The organism is Streptomyces sp. Isolate_45, from assembly GCF_024721315.2.
In the GTDB taxonomy this organism is placed as follows: Bacteria; Actinomycetota; Actinomycetes; order Streptomycetales; family Streptomycetaceae; genus Streptomyces.
Map to the genome: position 1 here is coordinate 1 of NZ_JANFAK020000111.1, position 23,125 is coordinate 23,125.

Here is a 23,125-nt window from a genome sequence, read left to right on the forward strand (position 1 = left end):
CCCCCCCCCCCCCCCCCCCCCCCCCCCCCCCCCCCCCCCCCCCCGCCCCCCCCCCCCCCCCCCCCCCCCCCCCCCCCACCTCGGCCCGTACGGCACCAAAAGTCAACGGAATTCAGCGGAAGAACGCGACACGCATCGTGCGCCTCCTGTGCGCCCTATGTCGCGAGAGAACCTTCCTTCGATACGCTGTACTTACATCCGCCACCGCGCATATGACCGCGGTGCTGCCCCAAGGGCCTTCGGGTGTCGTACGTTCTCCAGTACATTCGCAGCGAAGATCCCGCACCGTCACCAGATCTCGCACAGTCACAAGGAGTGTCATCGACCGATGGCAGGTCCAGCGTTCCGCGCCGCCGCCGTACGAGTGCGCGTCCCCGCCAGTAGTGCCAACCTCGGCCCCGGCTTCGATGCCCTCGGCCTGGCCCTGGGGCTCTACGACGACGTGGTCGTCCGCGTCGCCGACTCCGGCCTGAACATCGACATCGCGGGTGAGGGCGCCGACACCCTCCCGAGGGACGAGAGCCACCTCCTCGTACGCTCCATGCGCACCGCCTTCGACCTGCTGGGCGGCCAGCCGCGCGGCCTCGAGGTCGTCTGCGCCAACCGCATCCCGCACGGCCGCGGTCTCGGTTCCTCCTCCGCCGCGATCTGCGCCGGCATCGTCGCCGCCCGCGCCGTGACCATAGGCGGCGAGGCCCGACTCGACGACGCGGCGCTGCTGGAGCTCGCCACGGAGATCGAGGGACACCCCGACAACGTCGCCGCCTGTCTGCTCGGCGGCTTCACCCTGGCCTGGATGGACGGGGGGAGTGCCAAGGCGATCCGTATGGACCCTGCGGATTCCATCGTTCCGGTGGTCTTCGTACCGTCCAGGCCGGTCTTGACCGAGACCGCGCGCGGACTGTTGCCGCGCAGCGTCCCGCACGTGGACGCCGCGGCGAACGCGGGCCGGGCCGGCCTGCTCGTGGAGGCCCTGACCAGGCGTCCCGAGTTCCTGCTGCCCGCCACCGAGGACCGGCTGCACCAGGAGTACCGGTCCCCGGCGATGCCCGAGAGCGTGGCACTCGTGAACCGGCTGCGGGCGGACGGCATCCCCGCGGTCATCTCCGGCGCGGGCCCCACGGTCCTCGCGCTGGTCGACAACGACGCGGCCGACAAGGTCGCGCGGCTCGCCGGCGAGGGGTGGGCGGCCAACCGCCTCGCACTCGACGCCGCGGGCGCGAGCGTCCTTCCGCTGGGCACCCAGGGAGTCCAGTCCGTGTCCTAGTGACACGGCCCTCCGGGACGGGCGGTCAGGGCAGGCCGCCCGCCCCGGACGGGGCGATTGCCGGTGATTGAGAGGGGGAATATCTGTTGGATCCGGTAGTGTTAGTCTCAAGTGCGCATCCGAAGCCGCCATGGCTCGGTGCTCAGTGTCCCCATCCGGGACCACCTTTCTTCCGGGAGCCTCCCCGACTGCTTTGATCGCTGCCAGCAGTTTCGAGCACGCTCCGGAATCGGCGTGACATTCCCACGCTTCCAGCTCGGGGGCTTCTCGCCGGAACCACCCATGCACGTTTCTCTCCGCCGTATCTCTATCGGCGGACCACCGCCCCGGCTGCGGTCATGACACATCAGGTCATCGATCGTCGTCGGACAGCACAACCGGTCGCCGAGCCAGACAGGCCGACGTCCGCTCCAGGGAAGGACCCTTCGTGAGCGACACCACCGATCTGATGGGCGCTGCCGACACCAACGTCGACACCAGTGCCCCCGCCGCGGGCGCCGCGGCTGCCCCGGGACGGCGACGCCGCTCCGGCACCGGCCTCGACGGCATGGTCCTGGCCGAGCTGCAGCAGGTCGCGTCCGGCCTCGGAATCAGGGGCACCGCGCGGATGCGCAAGAGCCAGCTGATCGAGGTCATCAAGGAGGCCCAGGGCGGCGGCAGCGCCCCCAAGGCCGCGGCCCCCGCCGCCGACGCCGCCGAGGCCAAGCCGAAGCGCCGCGCCACCAGCAAGGCCCGCACGGGTGAGACCGCCGCGCAGGCGCCCGCCGAGAAGGCGGCCGACAAGCCCGCCGTCCAGGCGCAGATCGACATCCCCGGCCAGCCGGCAGGGGGCCCCTCCCGCGCGAGCGAAGCCGAGCGTGGGGGAGATGACGCGCCCGTCGGCGAGCGCCGCCGGCGCCGCGCCACCGCGCCCTCCGGCAGCCCGGAGGTGACGGCCCCCGCCGTCGTGCAGGTCGAGCAGAAGACCGAGACCGCTCCGGCCGCGCAGCCGGAGGCCAAGGCCGAGGCCACCACCGTCACCGCCCAGGGTCAGTCCCCGGAGGCCGGCGAGGGCCGTACCCGTCGTGACCGTCGTGACCGCGGCGAACGCGGCGAGCGTGCCGAGCGCGGCGACCGCCAGCAGGGCCGTCGCGAGCGCGGCGCCAAGGCCGACGACCAGGGCCAGAACCAGGGCCAGGGTCAGGGCCAGAACCAGGGTCAGGGCCAGGGTGGCGGTCGTCAGGACCGTGCCGACCGCCAGGACCGCGCGGACCGTCAGCAGCAGGGCGGCCGCGGCCAGGGTCAGGGCCAGGGTCAGCAGGGACAGCAGCAGGGCCGGCAGGACCGTCAGGACAACGGCCCTCAGGACGACTTCGACGGTGAGGACGGCCGTCGCGGCCGTCGTGGCCGCTACCGCGACCGTCGGGGCCGTCGTGGCCGCGACGAGTTCGCGCCGAGCGAGCCGCAGGTCGCCGACGACGACGTGCTGATCCCCGTCGCGGGCATCCTCGACATCCTCGACAACTACGCGTTCATCCGGACCTCGGGCTACCTGCCCGGCCCGAACGACGTGTACGTCTCCCTCGCCCAGGTCCGCAAGGCCGGTCTGCGCAAGGGCGACCACACCACCGGTGCCGTGCGCCAGCCCAAGGACGGCGAGCGCCGCGAGAAGTTCAACGCGCTGGTCCGCCTGGACTCGGTCAACGGCATGGCGCCCGAATCCGGCCGCGGCCGGCCGGAGTTCCAGAAGCTGACCCCGCTGTACCCGCAGGACCGGCTCCGTCTGGAGACCGACCCGGGCGTGCTGACCACCCGCATCATCGACCTCGTGTCGCCGATCGGTAAGGGTCAGCGAGGCCTGATCGTGGCCCCGCCGAAGACCGGTAAGACCATGATCATGCAGGCGATCGCCAACGCGATCACCGTCAACAACCCCGAGTGCCACCTGATGGTCGTCCTGGTCGACGAGCGTCCGGAAGAGGTCACCGACATGCAGCGGTCGGTCAAGGGCGAGGTCATCTCCTCGACCTTCGACCGCCCGGCCGAGGACCACACCACCGTCGCCGAGCTGGCCATCGAGCGCGCCAAGCGCCTCGTCGAGCTGGGTCACGACGTGGTCGTCCTGCTGGACTCCATCACCCGTCTGGGCCGCGCGTACAACCTCGCCGCCCCCGCCTCCGGCCGCATCCTGTCCGGTGGTGTCGACTCGACCGCGCTGTACCCGCCGAAGCGCTTCTTCGGTGCCGCGCGCAACATCGAGGACGGCGGCTCGCTGACCATCCTGGCCACCGCGCTGGTCGACACCGGCTCGCGCATGGACGAGGTGATCTTCGAGGAGTTCAAGGGCACCGGCAACATGGAGCTCAAGCTCGACCGCAAGCTCGCCGACAAGCGCATCTTCCCGGCCGTCGACGTCGACCCGTCGGGCACCCGCAAGGAGGAGATCCTCCTCAACGCGGAGGAGCTCGCCATCGTCTGGAAGCTGCGCCGGGTGCTGCACGCGCTCGACTCGCAGCAGGCGATCGAGCTGCTGCTCGACAAGATGAAGCAGACGAAGTCGAACGCCGAGTTCCTGATGCAGATCGCGAAGACCACGCCGGCGGGCAAGAACGACGACTGACCGCCGCCTTCGGGCTCCGCACCAACGGGACCGCCCCCACCGCAGCCGCGGTGGGGGCGGTCCCGCGTTCGTGGTGCGCCCGCGCGCTGCCCCGTACGTGATCCCGTGCGACCTTCCCCACATTCACGCCGTCCACCGGGCGATCGGCCCGACCCCGCGGACCCCCGGGAAACCGCAGGTAAGGGATTCGCTACACCCCGTTCGTCCCGAGATGTCCATGCGGGCCCCGTCGGCCCGCAGCGGTCCGGCCCGCGCGCCGGTCGTGGAACCCTGGGGGCCGCTCCGCCGTCTGAGTGAAGGGACAGCGGGAAGGCGTGCCGTACGGAACACGTACCGGAGCCAGGGGACTGAGGAGAGCATGAGCGAGGACAGCAGGGGCCGCGGCCGTCGCGCCGCGACCCGGCGGCGGAAACCGCCGCGGCGCAAGGGCCTCACCGTGGCCGCGTGGACCGCCGCCGGAGTGGTCCTGCTGGGCGGCACCGGCCTCGGATACGTCTACTTCAAGTTCAACGGCAACCTGAAGAGCGTCGACATCGACCAGGCCCTCGGCAAGGACCGCCCGGCCAACGTCGACAACGGCTCGATGGACATCCTCGTCCTCGGCTCCGACTCCCGCGGCGGCGCCAACGGCGAGTACGGCAAGGACGACGGCGGATCCGCCCGCTCCGACACCGCGATGATCGTCCACCTCTACGAGGGCCACCAGAAGGCGAGCGTCATATCCATCCCGCGCGACACCATGGCCCCGCGCCCGAGCTGCGCCACCGACAAGGGGAAGACCGACCCGGGTAGCTCGCGCTCCCAGTTCAACGAGGCGTTCACCATCGGCGGGGCCGCCTGCGCGGTCAAGACCGTCGAGAAGATGTCGGGGATCCGCATGGACCACTACATCGAGGTCGACTTCACGGGCTTCAAGAAGATCATCGACAACCTCGGCGGCGTCGAGGTCACGACGACCAAGCCCATCAAGGACGACTACAGCCACCTCGACCTCCCGCCCGGCACCAACAAGCTCAACGGGGAGCAGGCCCTCGGCCTCGTACGCACCCGCAAGAGCGTCGGCGACGGCGGCGACCTGGGTCGAATACAGCTCCAGCAGGCCTTCATGAAGGCACTGATCAAGCAGGTCAAGGGCATCGGCGTGTTCGACAACCCCAAGCGGCTGCTCGGCCTCGCCGACTCCGCGACCAAGGCGATCACCACCGACAAGGCGCTCGGCGACGTGAAGTCCCTCATGGGCTTCGCCCAGGGACTCCAGGGCATCGACTCCGAGGACATGCACATGATCACCCTGCCGGTGACCGCGGACCCGCGGGACCAGAACCGGGTCGTGCCGCTCACCAAGGAGTCCAAGATGGTCTGGGACGCCCTGCTCGCGGACCAGCAGATACCCGCCGAGGCCACCGCCGCCTCCGCCGGGGACAAGGGCGCCGCGGCCGGGATCGTCCGGTAGCGGGAGAGCCGGCCGGGCGGCCGGGAAGCGGCGCGGGGCGGGCCGGAATAGATGCCGGGCCCGTGCCGTTGAGGGGAGCGTCCTCAGAATTTTGACAGGCGGCCCGGTCCTGGCAGACTGGTCTGTCGGCCCCGGTTCACGCAGTGCGCAATTCGGCTCCTGCGACCCGGCGCCCTCCCGAAACTAGGAGACACCTTGAAGCGCGAAGTTCACCCCGAGTACGTCGAGACCCAGGTCAGCTGCACCTGTGGCGCGTCGTTCACCACTCGTAGCACCCTGACCGAGGGCACCATCCGTGCCGAGGTCTGCTCCGAGTGCCACCCGTTCTACACGGGCAAGCAGAAGATCCTCGACACCGGTGGCCGTGTGGCCCGCTTCGAGGCCCGCTTCGGCAAGGGTGCGGCCCAGAAGTAGCGCGACCCAGGCGCCGGTCACCGGCCGCCCCCTGACCATGCGGGGGCGGCCGGACCGGCGCCTTTGTCGTCGCCCAGCCACGCCAGCCCTTTTTTGACTTTCACCACAGGAGCCCCCGATGTTCGAGGCGGTCGAGGAACTGGTCGGCGAGCACGCCGATCTTGAGAAGAAGCTCGCCGACCCGTCGGTCCACTCCGATCAGGCCAACGCGCGCAAGCTGAACAAGCGCTACGCGGAGCTGACCCCGATCGTGGCGACCTTCCGCGCCTGGAAGCAGTCGACCGAGGACATCGAGACGGCCAAGGAGTTCGCGGCCGACGACCCCGACTTCCACGCCGAGGTCAAGGAACTGAGCGCCCAGCGCGAAGAGCTCACCGAGAAGCTCCGCCTGCTGCTCGTTCCCCGCGACCCCAGTGACGACAAGGACGTGCTCCTGGAGGTCAAGGCCGGAGCCGGCGGCGACGAGTCCGCCCTCTTCGCCGGTGACCTGCTGCGCATGTACCTGCGCTACGCCGAGCGCGTGGGCTGGAAGACCGAGATCATCGACGCCACCGAGTCCGAGCTCGGCGGCTACAAGGACGTCCAGGTGTCCGTGCGCACCAAGGGCGGCAACGGGGCGACCGAGCCCGGCCAGGGCGTGTGGGCCCGCCTGAAGTACGAGGGCGGCGTGCACCGCGTCCAGCGCGTCCCGGCCACCGAGTCCCAGGGCCGCATCCACACCTCCGCCGCCGGCGTGCTCGTCACCCCGGAGGCCGAGGAGGTCGAGGTCGAGGTCAACATGAACGACCTCCGCATCGACGTGTACCGCTCCTCCGGCCCCGGCGGCCAGTCCGTCAACACCACCGACTCGGCCGTGCGCATCACGCACATCCCGACCGGTGTGGTCGCCTCCTGCCAGAACGAGAAGAGCCAGCTCCAGAACAAGGAGCAGGCCATGCGCATCCTGCGGTCGCGCCTGCTGGCCGCCGCCCAGGAAGCCGCCGAGCAGGAGGCCTCCGACGTGCGCCGCAGCCAGGTGCGCAGCGTGGACCGGTCCGAGAAGATCCGTACGTACAACTACCCCGAAAACCGGATCTCGGACCACCGGACCGGCTTCAAGGCGTACAACTTGGACCAGGTCCTCGACGGCGACCTCGACTCGGTCATCCAGGCCTGTGTCGACACGGACTCCGCTGCCAAGCTCGCCGCCGCGCACTGATTCCCGCCTGATTCCCGCACCACCCCCCCGTACGACAGCAGCCCGGAGGACCAGCGTGAACTTGCTGCTTGCCGAGGTGGCCCAGGCCACCCAGCGGCTGGCCGCCGCCGGCGTGCCCTCACCGCGCTTCGACGCGGAGGAGCTCGCGGCCTTCGTGCACGGCGTCAAGCGGGGGGAACTGCACCACGTCAAGGACGCGGACTTCGACGCCCGCTACTGGGAGGCCGTCGCCCGCCGCGAGGCGCGCGAGCCGCTCCAGCACATCACCGGCCGCGCCTTCTTCCGCTACCTGGAGCTCCAGGTCGGGCCCGGGGTGTTCGTGCCCCGGCCCGAGACCGAGTCGGTCGTGGACTGGGCCATACAGGCCGTCCGGGCGATGGACGTCGTCGAGCCGCTGATCGTGGACCTGTGCACCGGCTCCGGGGCCATCGCCCTGGCCATGGCCCAGGAGGTGCCGCGCTCGCGCGTGCACGCCGTGGAGCTGTCCGAGGACGCCCTGCGGTGGACCCGCAAGAACGCCGAGGGCTCCCGGGTCACCGTCCACCAGGGCGACGCGCTCAGCGCGCTGCCCGAGCTGGACGGACAGGTCGACCTGGTCATCTCCAACCCGCCCTACATCCCGCTCACCGAGTGGGAGTACGTAGCCCCCGAGGCCCGGGACCACGATCCCGAGATGGCGCTGTTCTCCGGGGAGGACGGCCTCGACACCATCCGCGGCATCGAGCGCACCGCCCACCGGCTGCTGCGCCCGGGCGGGATCGTGGTGATCGAGCACGCCGACACCCAGGGCGGCCAGGTGCCGTGGATCTTCGCCGACGAGCGCGGTTGGGCGGACTCGGCGGACCACCCCGACCTGAACAACCGGCCGCGCTTCGCGACCGCCCGCAAGGCCCTGCCGTGACCCGCACGACCCCCACCCCCGACACCACCCCGCTGCACGAGGAGGCCCGCTGATGGCCCGGCGATACGACTGCAACGACGCGACGGACCGCAAGACGGGTCTGCGCGAAGCCGCATCCGCCGTGCGCCGCGGCGAGCTCGTCGTGCTGCCCACCGACACCCTGTACGGGATCGGTGCGGACGCCTTCAGCGCCGAGGCCGTCGGTGACCTGCTCGCCGCCAAGGGCCGGGGCCGCAACATGCCCACGCCCGTGCTCATCGGCTCCCCGAACACCCTGCACGGCCTGGTCACCGACTTCTCCGAGCAGGCGTGGGAGCTCGTCGACGCCTTCTGGCCGGGCGGGCTGACGCTGGTCGCCAAGCACCAGCCGTCGCTGGCGTGGGACCTCGGCGAGACCCGCGGGACGGTCGCCGTGCGCATGCCGCTGCACCCCGTCGCGATCGAGCTGCTGACCGAGGTCGGCCCGATGGCCGTGTCCTCGGCGAACCTGTCCGGGCACCCGGCGCCCGAGGACTGCGACGCGGCGCGCGCCATGCTCGGCGACTCCGTTTCCGTGTACCTGGACGGCGGCCCGACCCCGAGCACGCTGCCGTCGTCGATCGTCGACGTCACCGGGAAGGTCCCCGTCCTGCTGCGCGAGGGGGCGCTGACCGCCGAGCAGCTGCGGGAGGTCGTACCCGACCTTGAGGTGGCCCCGTGAGCCCTCAGGGGCGTGGCATAGCAAACGGGCCCTTTCCGGCGGCGGCTTCGGGCTCGGCCTTCCGCATACTCCACGTCAGCACGGGCAACGTGTGCCGCTCGCCCATCACCGAGCGGCTGACGCGGCACGCCCTGTCGCACCGGCTGGGCGGGATCCCGGCCGGTGACCTCATCGTGGAGAGCGCCGGCACGTGGGGCCACGAGGGTGCGCCGATGGAGGCGAACGCCGCGGCCGTCCTCGCGGACTTCGGCGCCGACGCCTCCGGTTTCACCGGGCGCGAGCTGCTGGACGAGCACGTCATACGCGCCGACCTGGTGCTGACCGCCACCCGGGACCACCGGGCCCAGGTCATCTCCATGGGCCATTCGGCGGGGCTGCGGACCTTCACGCTGAAGGAGTTCACCCGGCTGGTACGCGCCATAGACCCGGCGACGCTGCCCCCGCTGGACGACGGCATGGCGGAGCGGGCGCGGGCCCTGGTAAGGGCGGCCGCGGCGCTGCGCGGCTGGCTGCTGGCACCCTCCCCGGACGCGGACGAGGTCTACGACCCGTACGGCGCCCCGATCACCTTCTTCCGCTCGATCGGCGACGAGATCAACCAGGCGCTGGATCCTGTGGTCACGGCCCTGACGGGCGTCACCGCCTCGCGCTGAGCGTTCGACGGCCGGAGGTCGGCGCAGCGGGCCGATGCCCGGGAGGCCCTCCGGGGGCCGAGTGGTGTGAGGGTCGCGTGGGGAGCGGGGCTCAACCAGGCGCTGGATCCTGTGGTCACGGCCCTGACGGGCGTCACCGCCTCGCGCTGAGCGTTCGACGGCCGGAGGTCGGCGCAGCGGGCCGATGCCCGGGAGGCCCTCCGGGGGCCGAGTGGTGTGAGGGTCGCGTGGGGAGCGGGGCTCAACCAGGCGCTGGATCCTGTGGTCACGGCCCTGACGGGCGTCACCGCCCCGCGCCGACGGCGCGTGCGCGCGACTCGCGGGGGGCGTGCCCGGGGCCGTGACCGTGCGAGGGGCGAGGTCGGCCGGGCACGCCTACAGTGGCTGTACCCCGGTACCCCTGGAGTTCTGCCATGAGCGTCATCACGCAGCCGACGGACCTGCTCCGGCAGCAGGACCCGCAGATGGCCGACGTACTCGCGGGGGAGGCCCGGCGCCAGGCCGAGACGCTCCAGCTGAGCGCCGCCGAGAACTACACCTCCGGCGCCGTGCTCGCCGCCCTCGGCTCCGCGCTCGCCAACAAGTACGCCGAGGGCTACCCCGGCGCCCGCCACCACGGCGGCTGCGAGTACGCGGACCTGGCGGAACGGGTCGCGGTGGACCGGGCCAAGGCACTGTTCGGCGTCGAGCACGCGAACGTCCAACCGCATTCCGGTTCCTCCGCCGTCCTGGCCGCCTACGCCGCGCTGCTGCGCCCCGGGGACACCGTCCTGGCGATGGGGCTGGCGTACGGCGGGCACCTGACGCACGGCTCGCCGGCCAACTTCTCCGGCCGCTGGTTCGACTTCGTCGGGTACGGGGTGGACTCGGAGACCGGGCTCATCGACTACGAGCAGGTGCAGGAGCTGGCCCGGACCCACCGGCCCAAGGCCATCGTGTGCGGCTCGATCTCCTACCCCCGCCACCCCGAGTACTCGGCCTTCCGCGAGATCGCCGACGAAGTGGGCGCCTTCCTCATCGCCGACGCCGCGCATCCGATCGGCCTCGTCGCGGGCGGCGCGGCGCCCAGCCCCGTCCCGTACGCCGACCTCGTCTGCGCGACCACGCACAAGGTGCTCCGCGGGCCCCGCGGCGGGATGATCCTGTGCGGGGCCGAGTTCGCCGAGCGCGTCGACCGGGCGGTGTTCCCCTTCACCCAGGGCGGCGCCCAGATGCACACCATCGCCGCCAAGGCGGTGGCGTTCGGAGAGGCGGCCGGGCCCGCCTTCGCCGGCTACGCGCACCGGGTCGTCGCCAACGCGCGCACCCTCGCCCGGGCCCTGGAGGACCGCGGCCTCGCCGTCACGACCGGGGGCACCGACACCCACCTGATCACCGCCGACCCGGCGCCGCTCGGCACCGACGGACCGACCGCGCGGGGCCGGCTCGCCGCCGCCGGGATCGTCCTCGAAACCTGCGCCCTGCCGTACGGGGACCAGCGCGGCATCCGGCTCGGGACCGCGGCGGTCACCACGCTGGGCATGGGGGAGACCGAGATGACCCGGATCGCGGACCTGTTCGCCGCCGCGTTGCGCGGGGAGGCCGCGGGGATCCGCGCGGAGGTCGCCGACCTGACCCGGGGATTTCCCCCGTACGGGGCGTAACCGGGACAAGCAGGGTGTACCGCAACCGGGGAGCGGTCCTGGTGCGTCCTCATCAGCGGTGACATCGAGGCTAATGTGTGGGGCTGAGATGGCCGGCGATACATCTGGGGCAGCCCGTGCGTGAATATCTGCTGACGCTTTGCGTCACGGTCGCGGTGACCTACCTGCTGACCGGGCCCGTGCGGAAGTTCGCGATCGCGGCCGGGGCCATGCCGGAGATCCGCGCCCGCGACGTGCACCGCGAACCCACGCCCCGCCTCGGCGGGATCGCCATGTTCGGCGGCCTGTGCGCGGGGCTGCTGGTCGCCGACCACCTGCGCAACCTCAACGGCGTCTTCGAGCTGTCGAACGAACCGCGGGCGCTGCTCTCCGGAGCGGCGCTGATCTGGCTGGTCGGCGTGCTGGACGACAAGTTCGAGATCGACGCCCTGATCAAGCTCGGCGCGCAGATGATCGCCGCCGGCGTGATGGTCATCCAGGGTCTGACGATCCTGTGGATCCCCGTTCCCGGCATCGGCACGGTCGCGCTCACCCAGTGGCAGGGCAACCTGCTGACCGTCGCCCTCGTCGTCATCACCATCAACGCGGTGAACTTCGTGGACGGCCTCGACGGCCTGGCCGCCGGCATGGTCTGCATCGCCGCCACGGCGTTCTTCCTCTACGGCTACCGCATCTGGTTCGGCTACGGCATCGAGGCGGCCGCCCCGGCGACGCTCTTCGCGGCGATCCTGATGGGCATGTGCATCGGCTTCCTGCCGCACAACATGCATCCGGCCCGGATCTTCATGGGGGACTCCGGCTCGATGCTCATCGGCCTGGTGCTGGCCGCCGCGGCCATCTCCATGACGGGTCAGGTCGACCCGGACGCCATGGCCCTGTTCGCGGGCGGCGAGCGCAACGCGACGCACGCGATGCTCCCGGTCTTCATGCCGCTGCTGCTGCCGCTCACGATCATCGCGATCCCGATGGCGGACCTGGTCCTGGCCATCGTCCGGCGCACCTGGAACGGTCAGTCCCCGTTCGCCGCCGACCGCGGTCACCTGCACCACCGGCTGCTGGAACTCGGACATTCCCACAGCCGCGCCGTACTCATCATGTACTTCTGGTCGGGCCTGATCGCATTCGGGGCGGTGGCCTACTCGGTGCACTCGACCTCGATGTGGATCGTCCTCGCCATCGCGGCACTGAGCGCCCTGGGCCTCGTACTGCTCCTCCTGCCCCGGTTCACGCCGCGGGCCCCGCGCTGGGCGGAGGGCCTCGTACCGCCCCGCTACCGGCACGCGGCCCGAGCCGCCGAGGCCGCGGCGGAGGCCGCGGTACGGGAGGACGAGGGGGCGGAGCCGCAAGCGCCGCGGCCCGTCGCCGTGGGCGTCTCGGGCGTCAACGGGGCGACCGCCGTAGGCCCCCGTTCGCGCCTTCCCGACCGGCGTAAGGCCGGATCCGCTCGCTGACCGGTCGGGCGCATGTCCGACATGGAAGCCCTTTACCAGACAACCTGCCGTCGTGTCCTGCACACACGCGCAGGGTCCCTCTCATGTGTGACAGTCAGCACACCGGACAGGTAAAGCTCTCATCAAATAGTTTGTGATACCGTTCACTAAACCCGGCGACAGAGCCGAAGGACCGTAGTGCGACGGTCCATCGGCCCGAGGCTCTCACTCGGCCCGGGCTTACGCTCGTCCCGTACGAGTCCCGTTACCCCCACCATCACGCGGAGCCATGCGCCATGCTGTCCGATGACGCCCGATCCCTTCTGCAAACCGTCGTACCCACTGCTGCCGTCGGCGTCATCGCCGCAGTCATCGGTGGTGTGGTCGCGGGCGGCAAGGGGGCGATCGGCGCGATCGCGGCCACGATCGTCGTGATTTTGTTCATGGGTATCGGATTCGTCATCCTGCAGCGGACGGCACGATCGCTGCCGCATCTCTTCCAGATGATGGGTCTGGCGCTCTACACGACCCAGATCCTGCTGCTCTTCGTCTTCGTCGCCGTGTTCCAGAACACGACGCTGTTCAATCCCAGGGCATTCGCGATCACCATCGTCGCGGCGACCCTTGCTTGGATCGCCGCGCAGACGCGCGCGCACATGAAGGCCAAGATCCTTTACGTCGAGCCCGAGTCCGCGAAGCGTGACAAGGGTGAGAAGCCCAAGAACACGGGGTCCTCGTCGTGAACGGTAGGGGCGGAATAAGTGCGCGTTCGAGATGCTGCTATCGTCCGGTGCCAACTGCGGCATCGCGGGCGCAGGCAGCTGAGCTGACGCCTGCTCAATCGCGAGGCTCACTGCCTGCAAGCCGCCCCCACATCCGTAAGACCAGTCCCGTGCCGAACCGCGGCTGTGCGCCGCGCCGACACAACGAGGTTGCCGTACCTATGCGCCACGCTGAAGGAGCCCGCGGTGAGTGCTGACCCGACGCAGGTGCTCGCCTTCGAGACCGATTGCCACATCTTCGACGGCTGTGGCTTCCCGGCTCCCGGCCTGCACTCGTTCCTGTTCGAGCCGATCTTCGGCGACATGGACGGAGCCGTCTACTTCAACAAGACGATGCTCCTGGCCCTGCTCGGAACCGTCATCATCGTCGGCTTCTTCTGGGCCGCCTTCGCCAAGCCGAAGGTCGTCCCCGGGAAGCTCCAGATGGTCGCCGAAGCCGGCTACGACTTCGTGCGCCGCGGCATCGTCTACGAAACGATGGGCAAGAAGGAGGGCGAGAAGTACGTCCCCTTCATGGTCGCGACGTTCTTCTTCGTCTGGATCCTGAACCTCTGGTCGATCATTCCGCTCGCCCAGTTCCCGGTGACCTCGGTCATCGCGTACCCGGCCGGTCTGGCCCTGGTCATCTACGTCATGTGGATGTCGGTCACCTTCAAGCGCCACGGCTTCGTCGGCGGTCTGAAGAACCTCACGGGCTACGACAAGTCGCTCGGCGGGATCCTGCCGCTGGTCATGCTGATCGAGTTCTTCTCGAACGTGATCGTCCGGCCGTTCACGCACGCGGTCCGTCTCTTCGCGAACATGTTCGCGGGTCACACCCTGCTGCTGCTCTTCACGATCGCCAGCTGGTACCTGCTCAACGGCATCGGCATCGCCTACGCCGGCGTGTCCTTCGTGATGGTCATCGTGATGACCGCGTTCGAGCTCTTCATCCAGGCTGTCCAGGCCTACGTCTTCGTGCTGCTGGCCTGCAGCTTCCTCCAGGGCGCCGTCGCCGAGCACCACTGACCGCCCCACCCCCAAACCAACAGTCGTCCGGTGGCCAACCCCCACCGGTCCATGAAAGAGAAGGAAGAACCGGCATGTCCGCTCTCCAGACCCTCGCTGCTGGCGTCGAAATCAAGGGCAACCTCGGCTCCATCGGTTACGGCCTCGCGGCCATCGGCCCCGGCGTCGGCGTCGGCATCATCTTCGGTAACGGCACGCAGGCCCTGGCCCGCCAGCCCGAGGCCGCCGGCCTGATCCGTGCCAACCAGATCCTCGGCTTCGCCTTCTGTGAGGCGCTCGCCCTCATCGGTCTGGTCATGCCGTTCGTCTACCCGACCTCCTGATCCCGGTAGCGAACAGACCCTTTAGACGGAAGGCACTGATGTGAACCCTCTGGTTCAGCTCGCGGCCACTGAGGCGGAAAACCCCCTCATCCCGCCGATCCCCGAGCTTGTCATCGGCCTGATCGCCTTTGTCATCGTCTTCGGTTTCCTCGCGAAGAAGCTGCTCCCGAACATCAACAAGGTTCTGGACGAGCGTCGCGAGGCCATCGAGGGTGGCATCGAGACGGCCGAAGCGCTTCAGGCCGAGGCTCAGAGCGCGCTGGAGCAGTACAAGGCCCAGCTCGCCGAAGCCCGGCACGAGGCCGCGCGCCTGCGCCAGGACGCGCTGGAGCAGGGCACTGCGCTCAAGGAAGAACTGCGCGCAGAGGGCCAGCGGCAGCGTGAGGAGATCATCGCTGCCGGTCACGCCCAGATCGCGGCGGACCGCAAGGCCGCCTCTCAGGCGCTGCGTCAGGACGTGGGCAAGCTCGCCACCGACCTGGCCGGAAAGCTCGTCGGCGAGTCCCTTGAGGACCACGCCCGGCAGAGCCGCACCATCGACCGTTTCCTCAGCGAGCTTGAGGAGAAGGCCGAGGCCGCCCGATGAACGGAGCGAGCCGCGAGGCACTGGCCTCCGCGCGCGAGCGTCTCGACGCGCTGACGGACAACACGTCCGTCGACGCGGCGAAGCTTGCCGGTGAGCTGGCTGCCGTCACCGCGCTGCTCGACCGTGAGGTCTCGCTGCGTCGGGTCATCACGGACCCGGCGCAGTCCGGCGAGGCCAAGGCCGAGCTGGTCGGTCGTCTGCTGGCCGGCCAGGTGGACGGGGAAACCCTCGACCTGGTGTCCGGTATGGCGCGGTCGCGCTGGTCGCAGTCCCGTGACCTGGTGGACGCGCTGGAGGGGCTGGCGGCTTCCGCCGACCTCACCGCGGCCCAGCAGGGCGGCGCGCTCGACAACGTCGAGGACGAGATCTTCCGCTTCGGCCGGATCGTCTCCTCGAACACCGAGCTGCGTGCGGCGCTGACCGACCGTGCGGCCTCCGCCTCCGCCAAGAGCGAGCTGCTGCGCAGCCTGCTCGGCGGCAAGGCGAACGCCGTCACCGAGCGTCTGGTCGCCCGACTCGTCACGCACCCGCGTGGACGTAGCCTGGAAGCGGGACTCGAATCCCTTTCCACGCTCGCCGCCGAGCGCCGCAGCCGCATGGTCGCCACCGTGACCAGCGCGGTTCCGCTCAGCGACGCGCAGAAGCAGCGTCTCGGCGCGGTGCTGGCCAAGCTGTACGGCCGCCAGATGCACCTGAACCTCGACGTGGACCCCTCGGTCCTCGGCGGGATCACGGTGCGGGTCGGCGACGAGGTGATCGACGGCACCATCGCGGACCGTCTCGCCGAGGCGTCCCGCCGCATGGCCGGCTGACCAGCCACCAATAGAACAACGCATTCCTAGCGGCCCGGTTGGGCCGTGCAGAACTTGCAGAAGATTCCTGGGGGTCGCCCCCAGACCCCTAAGAAGCTTCAGGCCCAACAAGGAGAGCAGGGAACCCAGATGGCGGAGCTCACGATCCGGCCGGAGGAGATCCGGGACGCACTGGAGAACTTTGTCCAGTCGTACCAGCCGGACGCGGCCTCGCGCGAGGAGGTCGGAACGGTCAGCGTTGCCGGCGACGGCATCGCGAAGGTGGAGGGCCTGCCCTCCGCCATGGCGAACGAGCTGCTGAAGTTCGAGGACGGCACCCTCGGTCTCGCCCTCAACCTCGACGAGCGCGAGATCGGCGCCGTCGTCCTCGGCGAGTTCAGCGGTATCGAGGAGGGCCAGCCGGTGCAGCGCACTGGTGAGGTGCTCTCCGTCGGCGTCGGCGAGGGTTACCTCGGCCGCGTCGTCGACCCGCTCGGCAACCCGATCGACGGTCTCGGCGAGATCGCGACCGAAGGCCGTCGCGCCCTGGAGCTGCAGGCCCCGGGCGTCATGGTCCGTAAGTCGGTGCACGAGCCGATGCAGACCGGCTACAAGGCGATCGACGCCATGGTGCCGGTCGGCCGTGGTCAGCGTCAGCTGATCATCGGTGACCGTCAGACCGGCAAGACCGCTCTTGCCGTCGACACGATCATCAACCAGCGCGACAACTGGCGCTCGGGCGACGTGAACAAGCAGGTTCGCTGCATCTACGTCGCCATCGGCCAGAAGGGCTCGACCATCGCGTCCGTTCGCGGCGCCCTGGAAGACGCCGGTGCGCTCGAGTACACGACGATCGTCGCCGCCCCGGCGTCCGACCCGGCCGGCTTCAAGTACCTGGCGCCGTACACCGGTTCCGCCATCGGCCAGCACTGGATGTACGCCGGCAAGCACGTCCTGATCATCTTCGACGACCTGTCGAAGCAGGCCGACGCCTACCGCGCCGTGTCGCTGCTGCTGCGCCGCCCGCCGGGCCGCGAGGCCTACCCGGGTGACGTCTTCTACTTGCACTCCCGTCTGCTGGAGCGCTGCGCGAAGCTCTCCGACGACATGGGTGCCGGTTCGATGACCGGTCTGCCGATCGTCGAGACCAAGGCGAACGACGTGTCGGCGTTCATCCCGACCAACGTCATCTCCATCACCGACGGCCAGTGCTTCCTGGAGTCCGACCTGTTCAACGCGGGCCAGCGCCCGGCGCTGAACGTCGGTATCTCGGTCTCCCGCGTCGGTGGCTCCGCCCAGCACAAGGCCATGAAGCAGGTTTCCGGCCGTCTGCGCCTGGACCTCGCCCAGTACCGTGAGCTGGAGGCGTTCGCCGCCTTCGGTTCCGACCTGGACGCCGCGTCGAAGGCCTCGCTGGAGCGCGGCAAGCGTCTGGTCGAGCTGCTGAAGCAGGGCCAGTACCAGCCGATGCCCGTCGAGGAGCAGGTCGTCTCCGTCTGGGCCGGCACCACCGGCAAGATGGACGACGTCCCGGTCAACGACATCCGTCGCTTCGAGTCGGAGCTGCTGGAGCACCTGCGCCGCGAGCGCAAGGACCTCCTCACCTCCATCGCCGACGGCGGCAAGATGTCGGACGACACCCTGACGTCCATCGCCGACGCCATCGCCGGCTTCAAGCAGCAGTTCGAGACCTCGGACGGCAAGCTCCTGGGCGAGGACGCGCCGGCCGTCAACGTCTCCAAGTGACGACGGAAGGGACCTGACTCATGGGAGCGCAGCTCCGGGTCTACAAGCGTCGCATCCGTGCCGTCACGGCGACCAAGAAGATCACCAAGGCGATGGAAATGATCGCCGCCTCGCGCATCGTCAAGGCGCAGCGCAAGGTGGCGGCATCGATGCCCTACGCGACCGAGCTCACCCGTGCGGTGACCGCGGTGGCCACCGGCTCGAACACCAAGCACGCCCTGACCACCGAGGTCGAGGCGCCGGCGCGTGCCGCGGTCCTGCTCGTCACGAGCGACCGCGGTCTGGCCGGCGGCTACTCCTCCAACGCCATCAAGCAGGCGGAGCGGCTCACCGAGCGGCTGCGCGGCGAGGGCAAGGAGGTCGACACGTACATCGTCGGCCGTAAGGGTCTGGCCTACTTCGGCTTCCGCGAGCGCAAGGTCGCGGAGTCGTGGACCGGCTTCACGGACAGCCCGGCCTACGCCGACGCCAAGCGCGTCGCGGGGCCGCTGATCGAGGCCATCCAGAAGGAGACGGCCGAGGGCGGCGTCGACGAGCTGCACATCGTCTACACGGAATTCGTGTCGATGATGACGCAGAACGCGGTCGACGGCCGGATGCTGCCGCTCAGCCTCGACAAGGTCGAAGAAGAGTCCGGTGCGAAGGGCGAGATCCTTCCGCTGTTCGACTTCGAGCCGTCGGCGGAGGACGTCCTCGACGCTCTCCTGCCGCGCTACGTCGAGAGCCGCATCTACAACGCACTGCTGCAGTCGGCCGCTTCCGAGCACGCCGCCCGCCGCCGCGCGATGAAGTCGGCGACCGACAACGCCGGGGATCTCATCAAGAGCCTCTCCCGGCTTGCCAACGCGGCCCGCCAGGCCGAAATCACCCAGGAAATCAGCGAGATCGTCGGTGGCGCCAGCGCCATGGCCGACGCGACCGCGGGGAGTGACAAGTAATGACGACCTCTGTTGAGACGGCCGCCGCCACGGGCCGCGTCGCCCGGGTCATCGGCCCGGTCGTCGACGTGGAGTTCCCCGTCGACGCGATGCCCGAGATCTACAACGCGCTGAAGGTCCAGGTTGCCGACCCGGCCCAGGACGGCGAGCTCAAGACGCTGACCCTCGAAGTCGCCCAGCACCTGGGTGACGGCGTGGTCCGCACCATCTCCATGCAGCCCACCGACGGTCTGGTCCGCCAGGCCCCGGTGACCGACACGGGCGAGGGCATCACCGTCCCCGTCGGTGACTTCACCAAGGGCAAGGTGTTCAACACCCTCGGTGAGGTGCTGAACTACCCGGAGGAGAACGCCAACGTCACCGAGCGCTGGCCGATCCACCGCAAGGCCCCTCGCTTCGACGAGCTCGAGTCGAAGACCGAGATGTTCGAGACCGGCGTCAAGGTCATCGACCTTCTCACCCCGTACGTCAAGGGTGGAAAGATCGGTCTGTTCGGTGGTGCCGGTGTCGGCAAGACCGTTCTGATCCAGGAAATGATCTACCGCGTCGCCAACAACCACGACGGTGTGTCGGTCTTCGCGGGCGTCGGTGAGCGTACCCGTGAGGGCAACGACCTCATCGAGGAAATGGCCGACTCGGGCGTCATCGACAAGACGGCGCTCGTCTTCGGCCAGATGGACGAGCCCCCGGGCACCCGTCTGCGCGTCGCCCTGGCCGGTCTGACCATGGCGGAGTACTTCCGCGATGTGCAGAAGCAGGACGTGCTGTTCTTCATCGACAACATCTTCCGGTACACCCAGGCGGGTTCCGAGGTGTCGACCCTGCTCGGCCGCATGCCCTCCGCGGTGGGTTACCAGCCGAACCTGGCCGACGAGATGGGTCTCCTCCAGGAGCGCATCACCTCGACCCGTGGTCACTCGATCACCTCGATGCAGGCGATCTACGTCCCCGCGGACGACCTGACCGACCCGGCGCCGGCGACCACCTTCGCCCACCTCGACGCGACGACGGTTCTTTCCCGTCCGATCTCCGAGAAGGGCATCTACCCGGCCGTGGACCCGCTGGACTCGACGTCCCGCATCCTCGACCCGCGGTACATCGCGGCGGACCACTACGCCACGGCGATGCGCGTCAAGGGGATCCTGCAGAAGTACAAGGACCTCCAGGACATCATCGCGATCCTCGGTATCGACGAGCTGGGCGAGGAGGACAAGCTCGTTGTCCACCGTGCCCGTCGCGTCGAGCGCTTCCTGTCGCAGAACACCCACGTCGCCAAGCAGTTCACCGGTGTCGACGGTTCGGACGTTCCGCTGGAGGAGTCGATCGTCGCGTTCAACGCGATCTGCGACGGTGACTACGACCACTTCCCCGAGCAGGCGTTCTTCCTGTGCGGTGGCATCGAGGACCTGAAGGCCAACGCCAAGGAGCTGGGCGTCTCCTAGTCGGCCCGCGTTCCCCGGAACGCGAGTCGTCGAAGAACGAAGGAGAGGGGCGGGGTACGTCCCGTCCCTCTCCCCACGCCCATTAGAATTTGACCCAACACCCGGCCGACCCGCCGGGTGGTGACCCGAGGAGCCACCTTGGCTGCTGAGCTGCACGTCGAGCTGGTCGCGGCGGACCGCAATGTCTGGTCCGGCGAGGCCACCCTTGTTGTCGCCCGCACCACGTCCGGCGACATCGGCGTCATGCCCGGTCACCAGCCGCTTCTCGGTGTGCTGGAATCGGGCCCTGTGACCATCCGTACCAGCGAGGGCGGCACTGTCGTCGCCGCGGTGCACGGCGGTTTCATCTCGTTCGCGGACAACAAGCTGTCCCTGCTGGCCGAGATCGCCGAGCTCGCGGACGAGATCGACGTCCAGCGGGCGGAGCGGGCACTGGAGCGCGCGAAGTCGGAGGCCGACGCGGCCGCCGAACGTCGCGCCGATGTCCGGCTGCGCGCCGTAACGGGCTGATTGCCCGTCGGAGTTCCAACCGTCGGCCCCGGAGGGTGACCTCCGGGTGCCGGCAGACCTCAGCCGCGGTCCGTTCTGGAATTTTTCAGACCGGGTCGCGGCTGAGGCGATGTACGTCCGTCCTCGGACCTGTCCGGTGATGGGCACGGTCGTGTGCGGTGTTTCGATGAGCGAGGAGGTCGGTGAAGATGCTCCTCGCTCTGCTTGTGAGCGGCCTGGTCGTAGCCCTGGTGGTGATCGGGCTGTTTGTGTTCGGGCTGCGCCGGAGACTGATCCAGCGGTCCGGCGGGACCTTCGACTGCAGCCTGCGCTGGGACGTGGCCGACGAGCCGGACGTCTCCGGCAAGGGCTGGGTCTACGGGGTCGCCCGCTACAGCGGTGACCGGATCGAGTGGTTCCGGGTTTTCTCGTACTCCCCGCGGCCGCGCCGGCTGCTGGAGCGCTCCTCCATCGAGGTGCTCGCCCGGCGCGCGCCCGAGGGCGAGGAGGAGCTGGCCCTGCTGTCGGACGCCGTCGTGCTCGGCTGTTCCCACCGGGGGACCCGCCTGGAGCTGGCGATGAGCGACGACGCGCTGACCGGATTCCTGGCCTGGCTGGAGGCCGCGCCTCCCGGCCAACGGGTGAATGTGGCTTAGTTCCTTGCCCGTTGGTAGGGGGTCCCCCCGGACGAAGTCCGGGGGAGGGTGAATGTGGCTTAGTTCCTTGCCCGTTGGTAGGGGGTCCCCCCGGACGAAGTCCGGGGGAGGGTGAACGTGGCCTGAGCCGCGATCGGACGTGGAGAAGCCGGGGAGACGGGGGACGGACCCGTCTCCCCGGCTTCGTCTGTCACCGGGTTCGTTCAGTGGGGGTCACTGGAGCCCGGTGTGGACCGCGTTGGCGAGTTCGCCGTTGGCGGTGTCGCCGCTGAACTCCCAGTAGAAGGCGCCCCTGAGGCCCTGCTGCTTGGTCCAGCTCATCTTCGAGGCGACCGTGGCGGGGGTGTCGTAGCTCCACCAGTTGTTGCCGCACTTGGCGTAGGCCGTGCCGGCGATGGTGCCGGTGCTCGGGCAGGTGACCTTGAGGACCTTGTAGTCCTCGTTGCCCGGCTCGTAGGTGCCCGGGGCCGGTCCGGTGGCGGTGCCGCCGGGCGTGGCCTGGGTGACGCCGGTCCAGCCGCGGCCGTAGAAGCCGATGCCGAGGTTGAGCTTCGAGCCCGGGATGCCCTTGCCCTTGAGCTTGGTGATCGCGGCCTCGGAGTTGAAGCCGTCCTGCGGGATGCCCGGGTAGGCGGTGAGCGGGGAGTGCGGGGCGGTCGGGCCCTGCGCCGCCCAGGAGCCGAAGAAGTCGTAGGTCATGACGTTGTAGAAGTCGACGTACTGGGCCGCGCCGCCGTAGTCGGCCGCGTCCAGCTTGCCGCCGTTGGACCCGTCGGCGGAGATGGCCGCGGTGACCAGGTTGTTCGTGCCGAACTTGGCGCGCATGGCCTGCATCATGTTCTTCAGGGAGGCGGCGCCGCTGGTGTCGCAGGTGAGGCCGCAGGCGTTCGGGTACTCCCAGTCGAGGTCGATGCCGTCGAAGACGTCGGCCCAGCGCGGGTCCTCGATCAGGTCGTAGCAGGACTGGGCGAAGGCGGTCGGGTTGGACACGGCCTGGCCGAAGCCGCCGGACCAGGTCCAGCCGCCGAAGGACCACAGGATCTTGATGTGGGGGTACTGGGCCTTCAGCTTGCGGAGCTGGTTGAAGTTGCCGCGCAGCGGCTGGTCCCAGGTGTCGGCCTTGCCGTCGACGCTCTGGTCGGCGGTGTAGGCCTTGTCGTAGTCCGCGTAGGCGTCACCGATGGTGCACTTGCCGCCCTGGACGTTGCCGAAGGCGTAGTTGATGTGGGTGATCTTCGACGCGGTGCCGGAGGTGACCAGGTTCTTCACGTGGTAGTTGCGACCGTAGACGCCCCAGTTCGTGAAGTAGCCCAGCTTGACCTTGGTGCCGGCGCCCGGGTCCGTGCCGCCGCCGCCCGGGGTGGTGAGCGAGAGCTCGCCGGAGGAGGGGCCGGTCTGGTCCGCGGTGTCGCGGGCGACGACGGAGTACGTGTACGAGGTGCCCTTGGTCAGGCCGGAGTCGCCGTAGGAGGTGCCGGTGACCGTGGTGACCTTGGAGCCGTTGCGGTACACGTCGTAGTTCTTGACGCCCTTGTCGTCGGTGGCCGCCGACCAGGACAGCGTCAGGGCGGTTTCGGTGACCCCGGAGGCGGTGGGGGTGCCGGGGGCCGAGGGCGGGGCGTCGCCGGGCTGGGTGCCGCCGTCACAGGAGCCACCGTTGATCTTGCAGCCGGCAGGGGCGCCGGTGCCGGTGCCGTTGAACCCGAAGGTGACGCTCTGGCCGGGGGAGAGGGCGCCGTTCCAGCCGAGGTTCTTGGCGGTCCAGTGGTTGCCCGAGCTGGTGACGGTGGCGTCCCAGGCGGAGGTGACCCTGGTGCCGGCGGGGTAGTCCCACTCCACGGTCCAGCTGGTCAGCGCGGTGGTGCCGGTGTTCTTGACCGTCCACTTGCCCTCGAAGCCGGAGCCCCAGTCGGAGGCCTTGGTGTAGGTCGCCGTCGCGGAGGTGGCCGCCTGTGCGGGTCCGGCCAGGCCGACGAGGCCGGCGATGGGCAGGGCGAAGGCGGCCACCGTGGCGGCCAACCTTCTGAACAGACGGGTACGTTGCGGGGGTGCTGTGCTCAAGGGTGCTCCTCCGTAGGTCCGTGCCGGTCGTGGGGTCGACCGGGC

The 23,125-nt window shown here is 69.7% G+C and carries 21 protein-coding genes; 20 read left to right on the top strand and 1 reads right to left on the bottom strand.

Going from position 1 to position 23,125, the window contains the following annotated elements:
• Positions 1–328 precede the first annotated feature (328 nt).
• From thrB to NOD94_RS28910, 20 genes are all read left to right on the top strand, one after another.
• Positions 329–1,267, top strand: coding sequence for a homoserine kinase (gene thrB, locus NOD94_RS28815; protein ID WP_281209062.1), 939 nt, complete (start codon positions 329–331; stop codon positions 1,265–1,267).
• A 427-nt stretch (positions 1,268–1,694) separates the two neighbouring features.
• A complete protein-coding gene (gene rho / locus NOD94_RS28820; RefSeq protein ID WP_281209063.1) occupies positions 1,695–3,866 on the top strand; it encodes a transcription termination factor Rho in 2,172 nt (723 codons plus the stop codon).
• A gap of 358 nt (positions 3,867–4,224) precedes the next feature.
• Positions 4,225–5,319: an LCP family protein gene (locus NOD94_RS28825; RefSeq protein WP_281209064.1), complete on the top strand. Its 1,095-nt coding sequence runs from the start codon at positions 4,225–4,227 to the stop codon at positions 5,317–5,319.
• Between the two features lie 195 nt (positions 5,320–5,514).
• Complete coding sequence (gene rpmE / locus NOD94_RS28830; protein ID WP_281209065.1) at positions 5,515–5,733, top strand: 50S ribosomal protein L31; 219 nt, start codon at positions 5,515–5,517, stop codon at positions 5,731–5,733.
• Positions 5,734–5,851: 118 nt separating this feature from the next.
• Complete coding sequence (gene prfA / locus NOD94_RS28835) at positions 5,852–6,931, top strand: peptide chain release factor 1 (RefSeq protein WP_281209066.1); 1,080 nt, start codon at positions 5,852–5,854, stop codon at positions 6,929–6,931.
• A gap of 55 nt (positions 6,932–6,986) precedes the next feature.
• Positions 6,987–7,832 carry a peptide chain release factor N(5)-glutamine methyltransferase gene (gene prmC / locus NOD94_RS28840; protein ID WP_281209067.1) on the top strand — a complete coding sequence of 282 codons (846 nt, stop codon included), beginning with the start codon at positions 6,987–6,989 and terminating at the stop codon, positions 7,830–7,832.
• Between the two features lie 52 nt (positions 7,833–7,884).
• Positions 7,885–8,532 (top strand): L-threonylcarbamoyladenylate synthase, encoded by a 648-nt coding sequence (locus NOD94_RS28845; RefSeq protein ID WP_079429782.1) that lies wholly within the window; start codon positions 7,885–7,887, stop codon positions 8,530–8,532.
• Between the two features lie 17 nt (positions 8,533–8,549).
• On the top strand, positions 8,550–9,185 hold the full coding sequence (locus NOD94_RS28850) for a protein-tyrosine-phosphatase (protein ID WP_281209085.1): 636 nt from the start codon (positions 8,550–8,552) through the stop codon (positions 9,183–9,185).
• Between the two features lie 413 nt (positions 9,186–9,598).
• Positions 9,599–10,828, top strand: coding sequence for a serine hydroxymethyltransferase (glyA, locus tag NOD94_RS28855; protein WP_281209068.1), 1,230 nt, complete (start codon positions 9,599–9,601; stop codon positions 10,826–10,828).
• Between the two features lie 104 nt (positions 10,829–10,932).
• Positions 10,933–12,279 carry an MraY family glycosyltransferase gene (locus NOD94_RS28860; RefSeq protein ID WP_281209086.1) on the top strand — a complete coding sequence of 449 codons (1,347 nt, stop codon included), beginning with the start codon at positions 10,933–10,935 and terminating at the stop codon, positions 12,277–12,279.
• 275 nt (positions 12,280–12,554) lie between these two features.
• Entirely contained in the window at positions 12,555–13,001 is a 447-nt protein-coding gene (locus NOD94_RS28865; protein WP_281209069.1) for a hypothetical protein, read from the top strand.
• A 210-nt stretch (positions 13,002–13,211) separates the two neighbouring features.
• Complete coding sequence (atpB, locus tag NOD94_RS28870) at positions 13,212–14,048, top strand: F0F1 ATP synthase subunit A (protein WP_281209087.1); 837 nt, start codon at positions 13,212–13,214, stop codon at positions 14,046–14,048.
• Positions 14,049–14,122: 74 nt separating this feature from the next.
• The gene (locus tag NOD94_RS28875; RefSeq protein ID WP_030008695.1) at positions 14,123–14,371 is read left to right on the top strand and encodes an ATP synthase subunit C; all 249 of its coding nucleotides are present in this window, start codon (positions 14,123–14,125) and stop codon (positions 14,369–14,371) included.
• Between the two features lie 40 nt (positions 14,372–14,411).
• Positions 14,412–14,957, top strand: coding sequence for a F0F1 ATP synthase subunit B (locus tag NOD94_RS28880; RefSeq protein WP_281209070.1), 546 nt, complete (start codon positions 14,412–14,414; stop codon positions 14,955–14,957).
• Positions 14,954–15,769, top strand: coding sequence for a F0F1 ATP synthase subunit delta (locus NOD94_RS28885; RefSeq protein WP_281209071.1), 816 nt, complete (start codon positions 14,954–14,956; stop codon positions 15,767–15,769). The genes NOD94_RS28880 and NOD94_RS28885 overlap by 4 nt, the downstream gene beginning before the upstream one ends.
• 129 nt (positions 15,770–15,898) lie before the next feature.
• Positions 15,899–17,494 carry a F0F1 ATP synthase subunit alpha gene (gene atpA / locus NOD94_RS28890; protein ID WP_281209072.1) on the top strand — a complete coding sequence of 532 codons (1,596 nt, stop codon included), beginning with the start codon at positions 15,899–15,901 and terminating at the stop codon, positions 17,492–17,494.
• Between the two features lie 20 nt (positions 17,495–17,514).
• Entirely contained in the window at positions 17,515–18,432 is a 918-nt protein-coding gene (locus NOD94_RS28895) for a F0F1 ATP synthase subunit gamma (protein WP_281209073.1), read from the top strand.
• On the top strand, positions 18,432–19,874 hold the full coding sequence (gene atpD, locus NOD94_RS28900) for a F0F1 ATP synthase subunit beta (protein WP_281209074.1): 1,443 nt from the start codon (positions 18,432–18,434) through the stop codon (positions 19,872–19,874). The genes NOD94_RS28895 and atpD overlap by 1 nt, the downstream gene beginning before the upstream one ends.
• A gap of 138 nt (positions 19,875–20,012) precedes the next feature.
• Positions 20,013–20,384, top strand: coding sequence for a F0F1 ATP synthase subunit epsilon (locus NOD94_RS28905; RefSeq protein ID WP_281209075.1), 372 nt, complete (start codon positions 20,013–20,015; stop codon positions 20,382–20,384).
• Between the two features lie 188 nt (positions 20,385–20,572).
• Positions 20,573–21,019 (top strand): DUF2550 domain-containing protein, encoded by a 447-nt coding sequence (locus NOD94_RS28910; protein WP_281209076.1) that lies wholly within the window; start codon positions 20,573–20,575, stop codon positions 21,017–21,019.
• Positions 21,020–21,232: 213 nt separating this feature from the next.
• Here NOD94_RS28910 and NOD94_RS28915 read toward each other — a convergent pair whose 3' ends face one another.
• A complete protein-coding gene (locus NOD94_RS28915) occupies positions 21,233–23,080 on the bottom strand; it encodes a glycoside hydrolase family 18 chitinase (RefSeq protein ID WP_281209077.1) in 1,848 nt (615 codons plus the stop codon).
• Positions 23,081–23,125 lie beyond the last annotated feature (45 nt).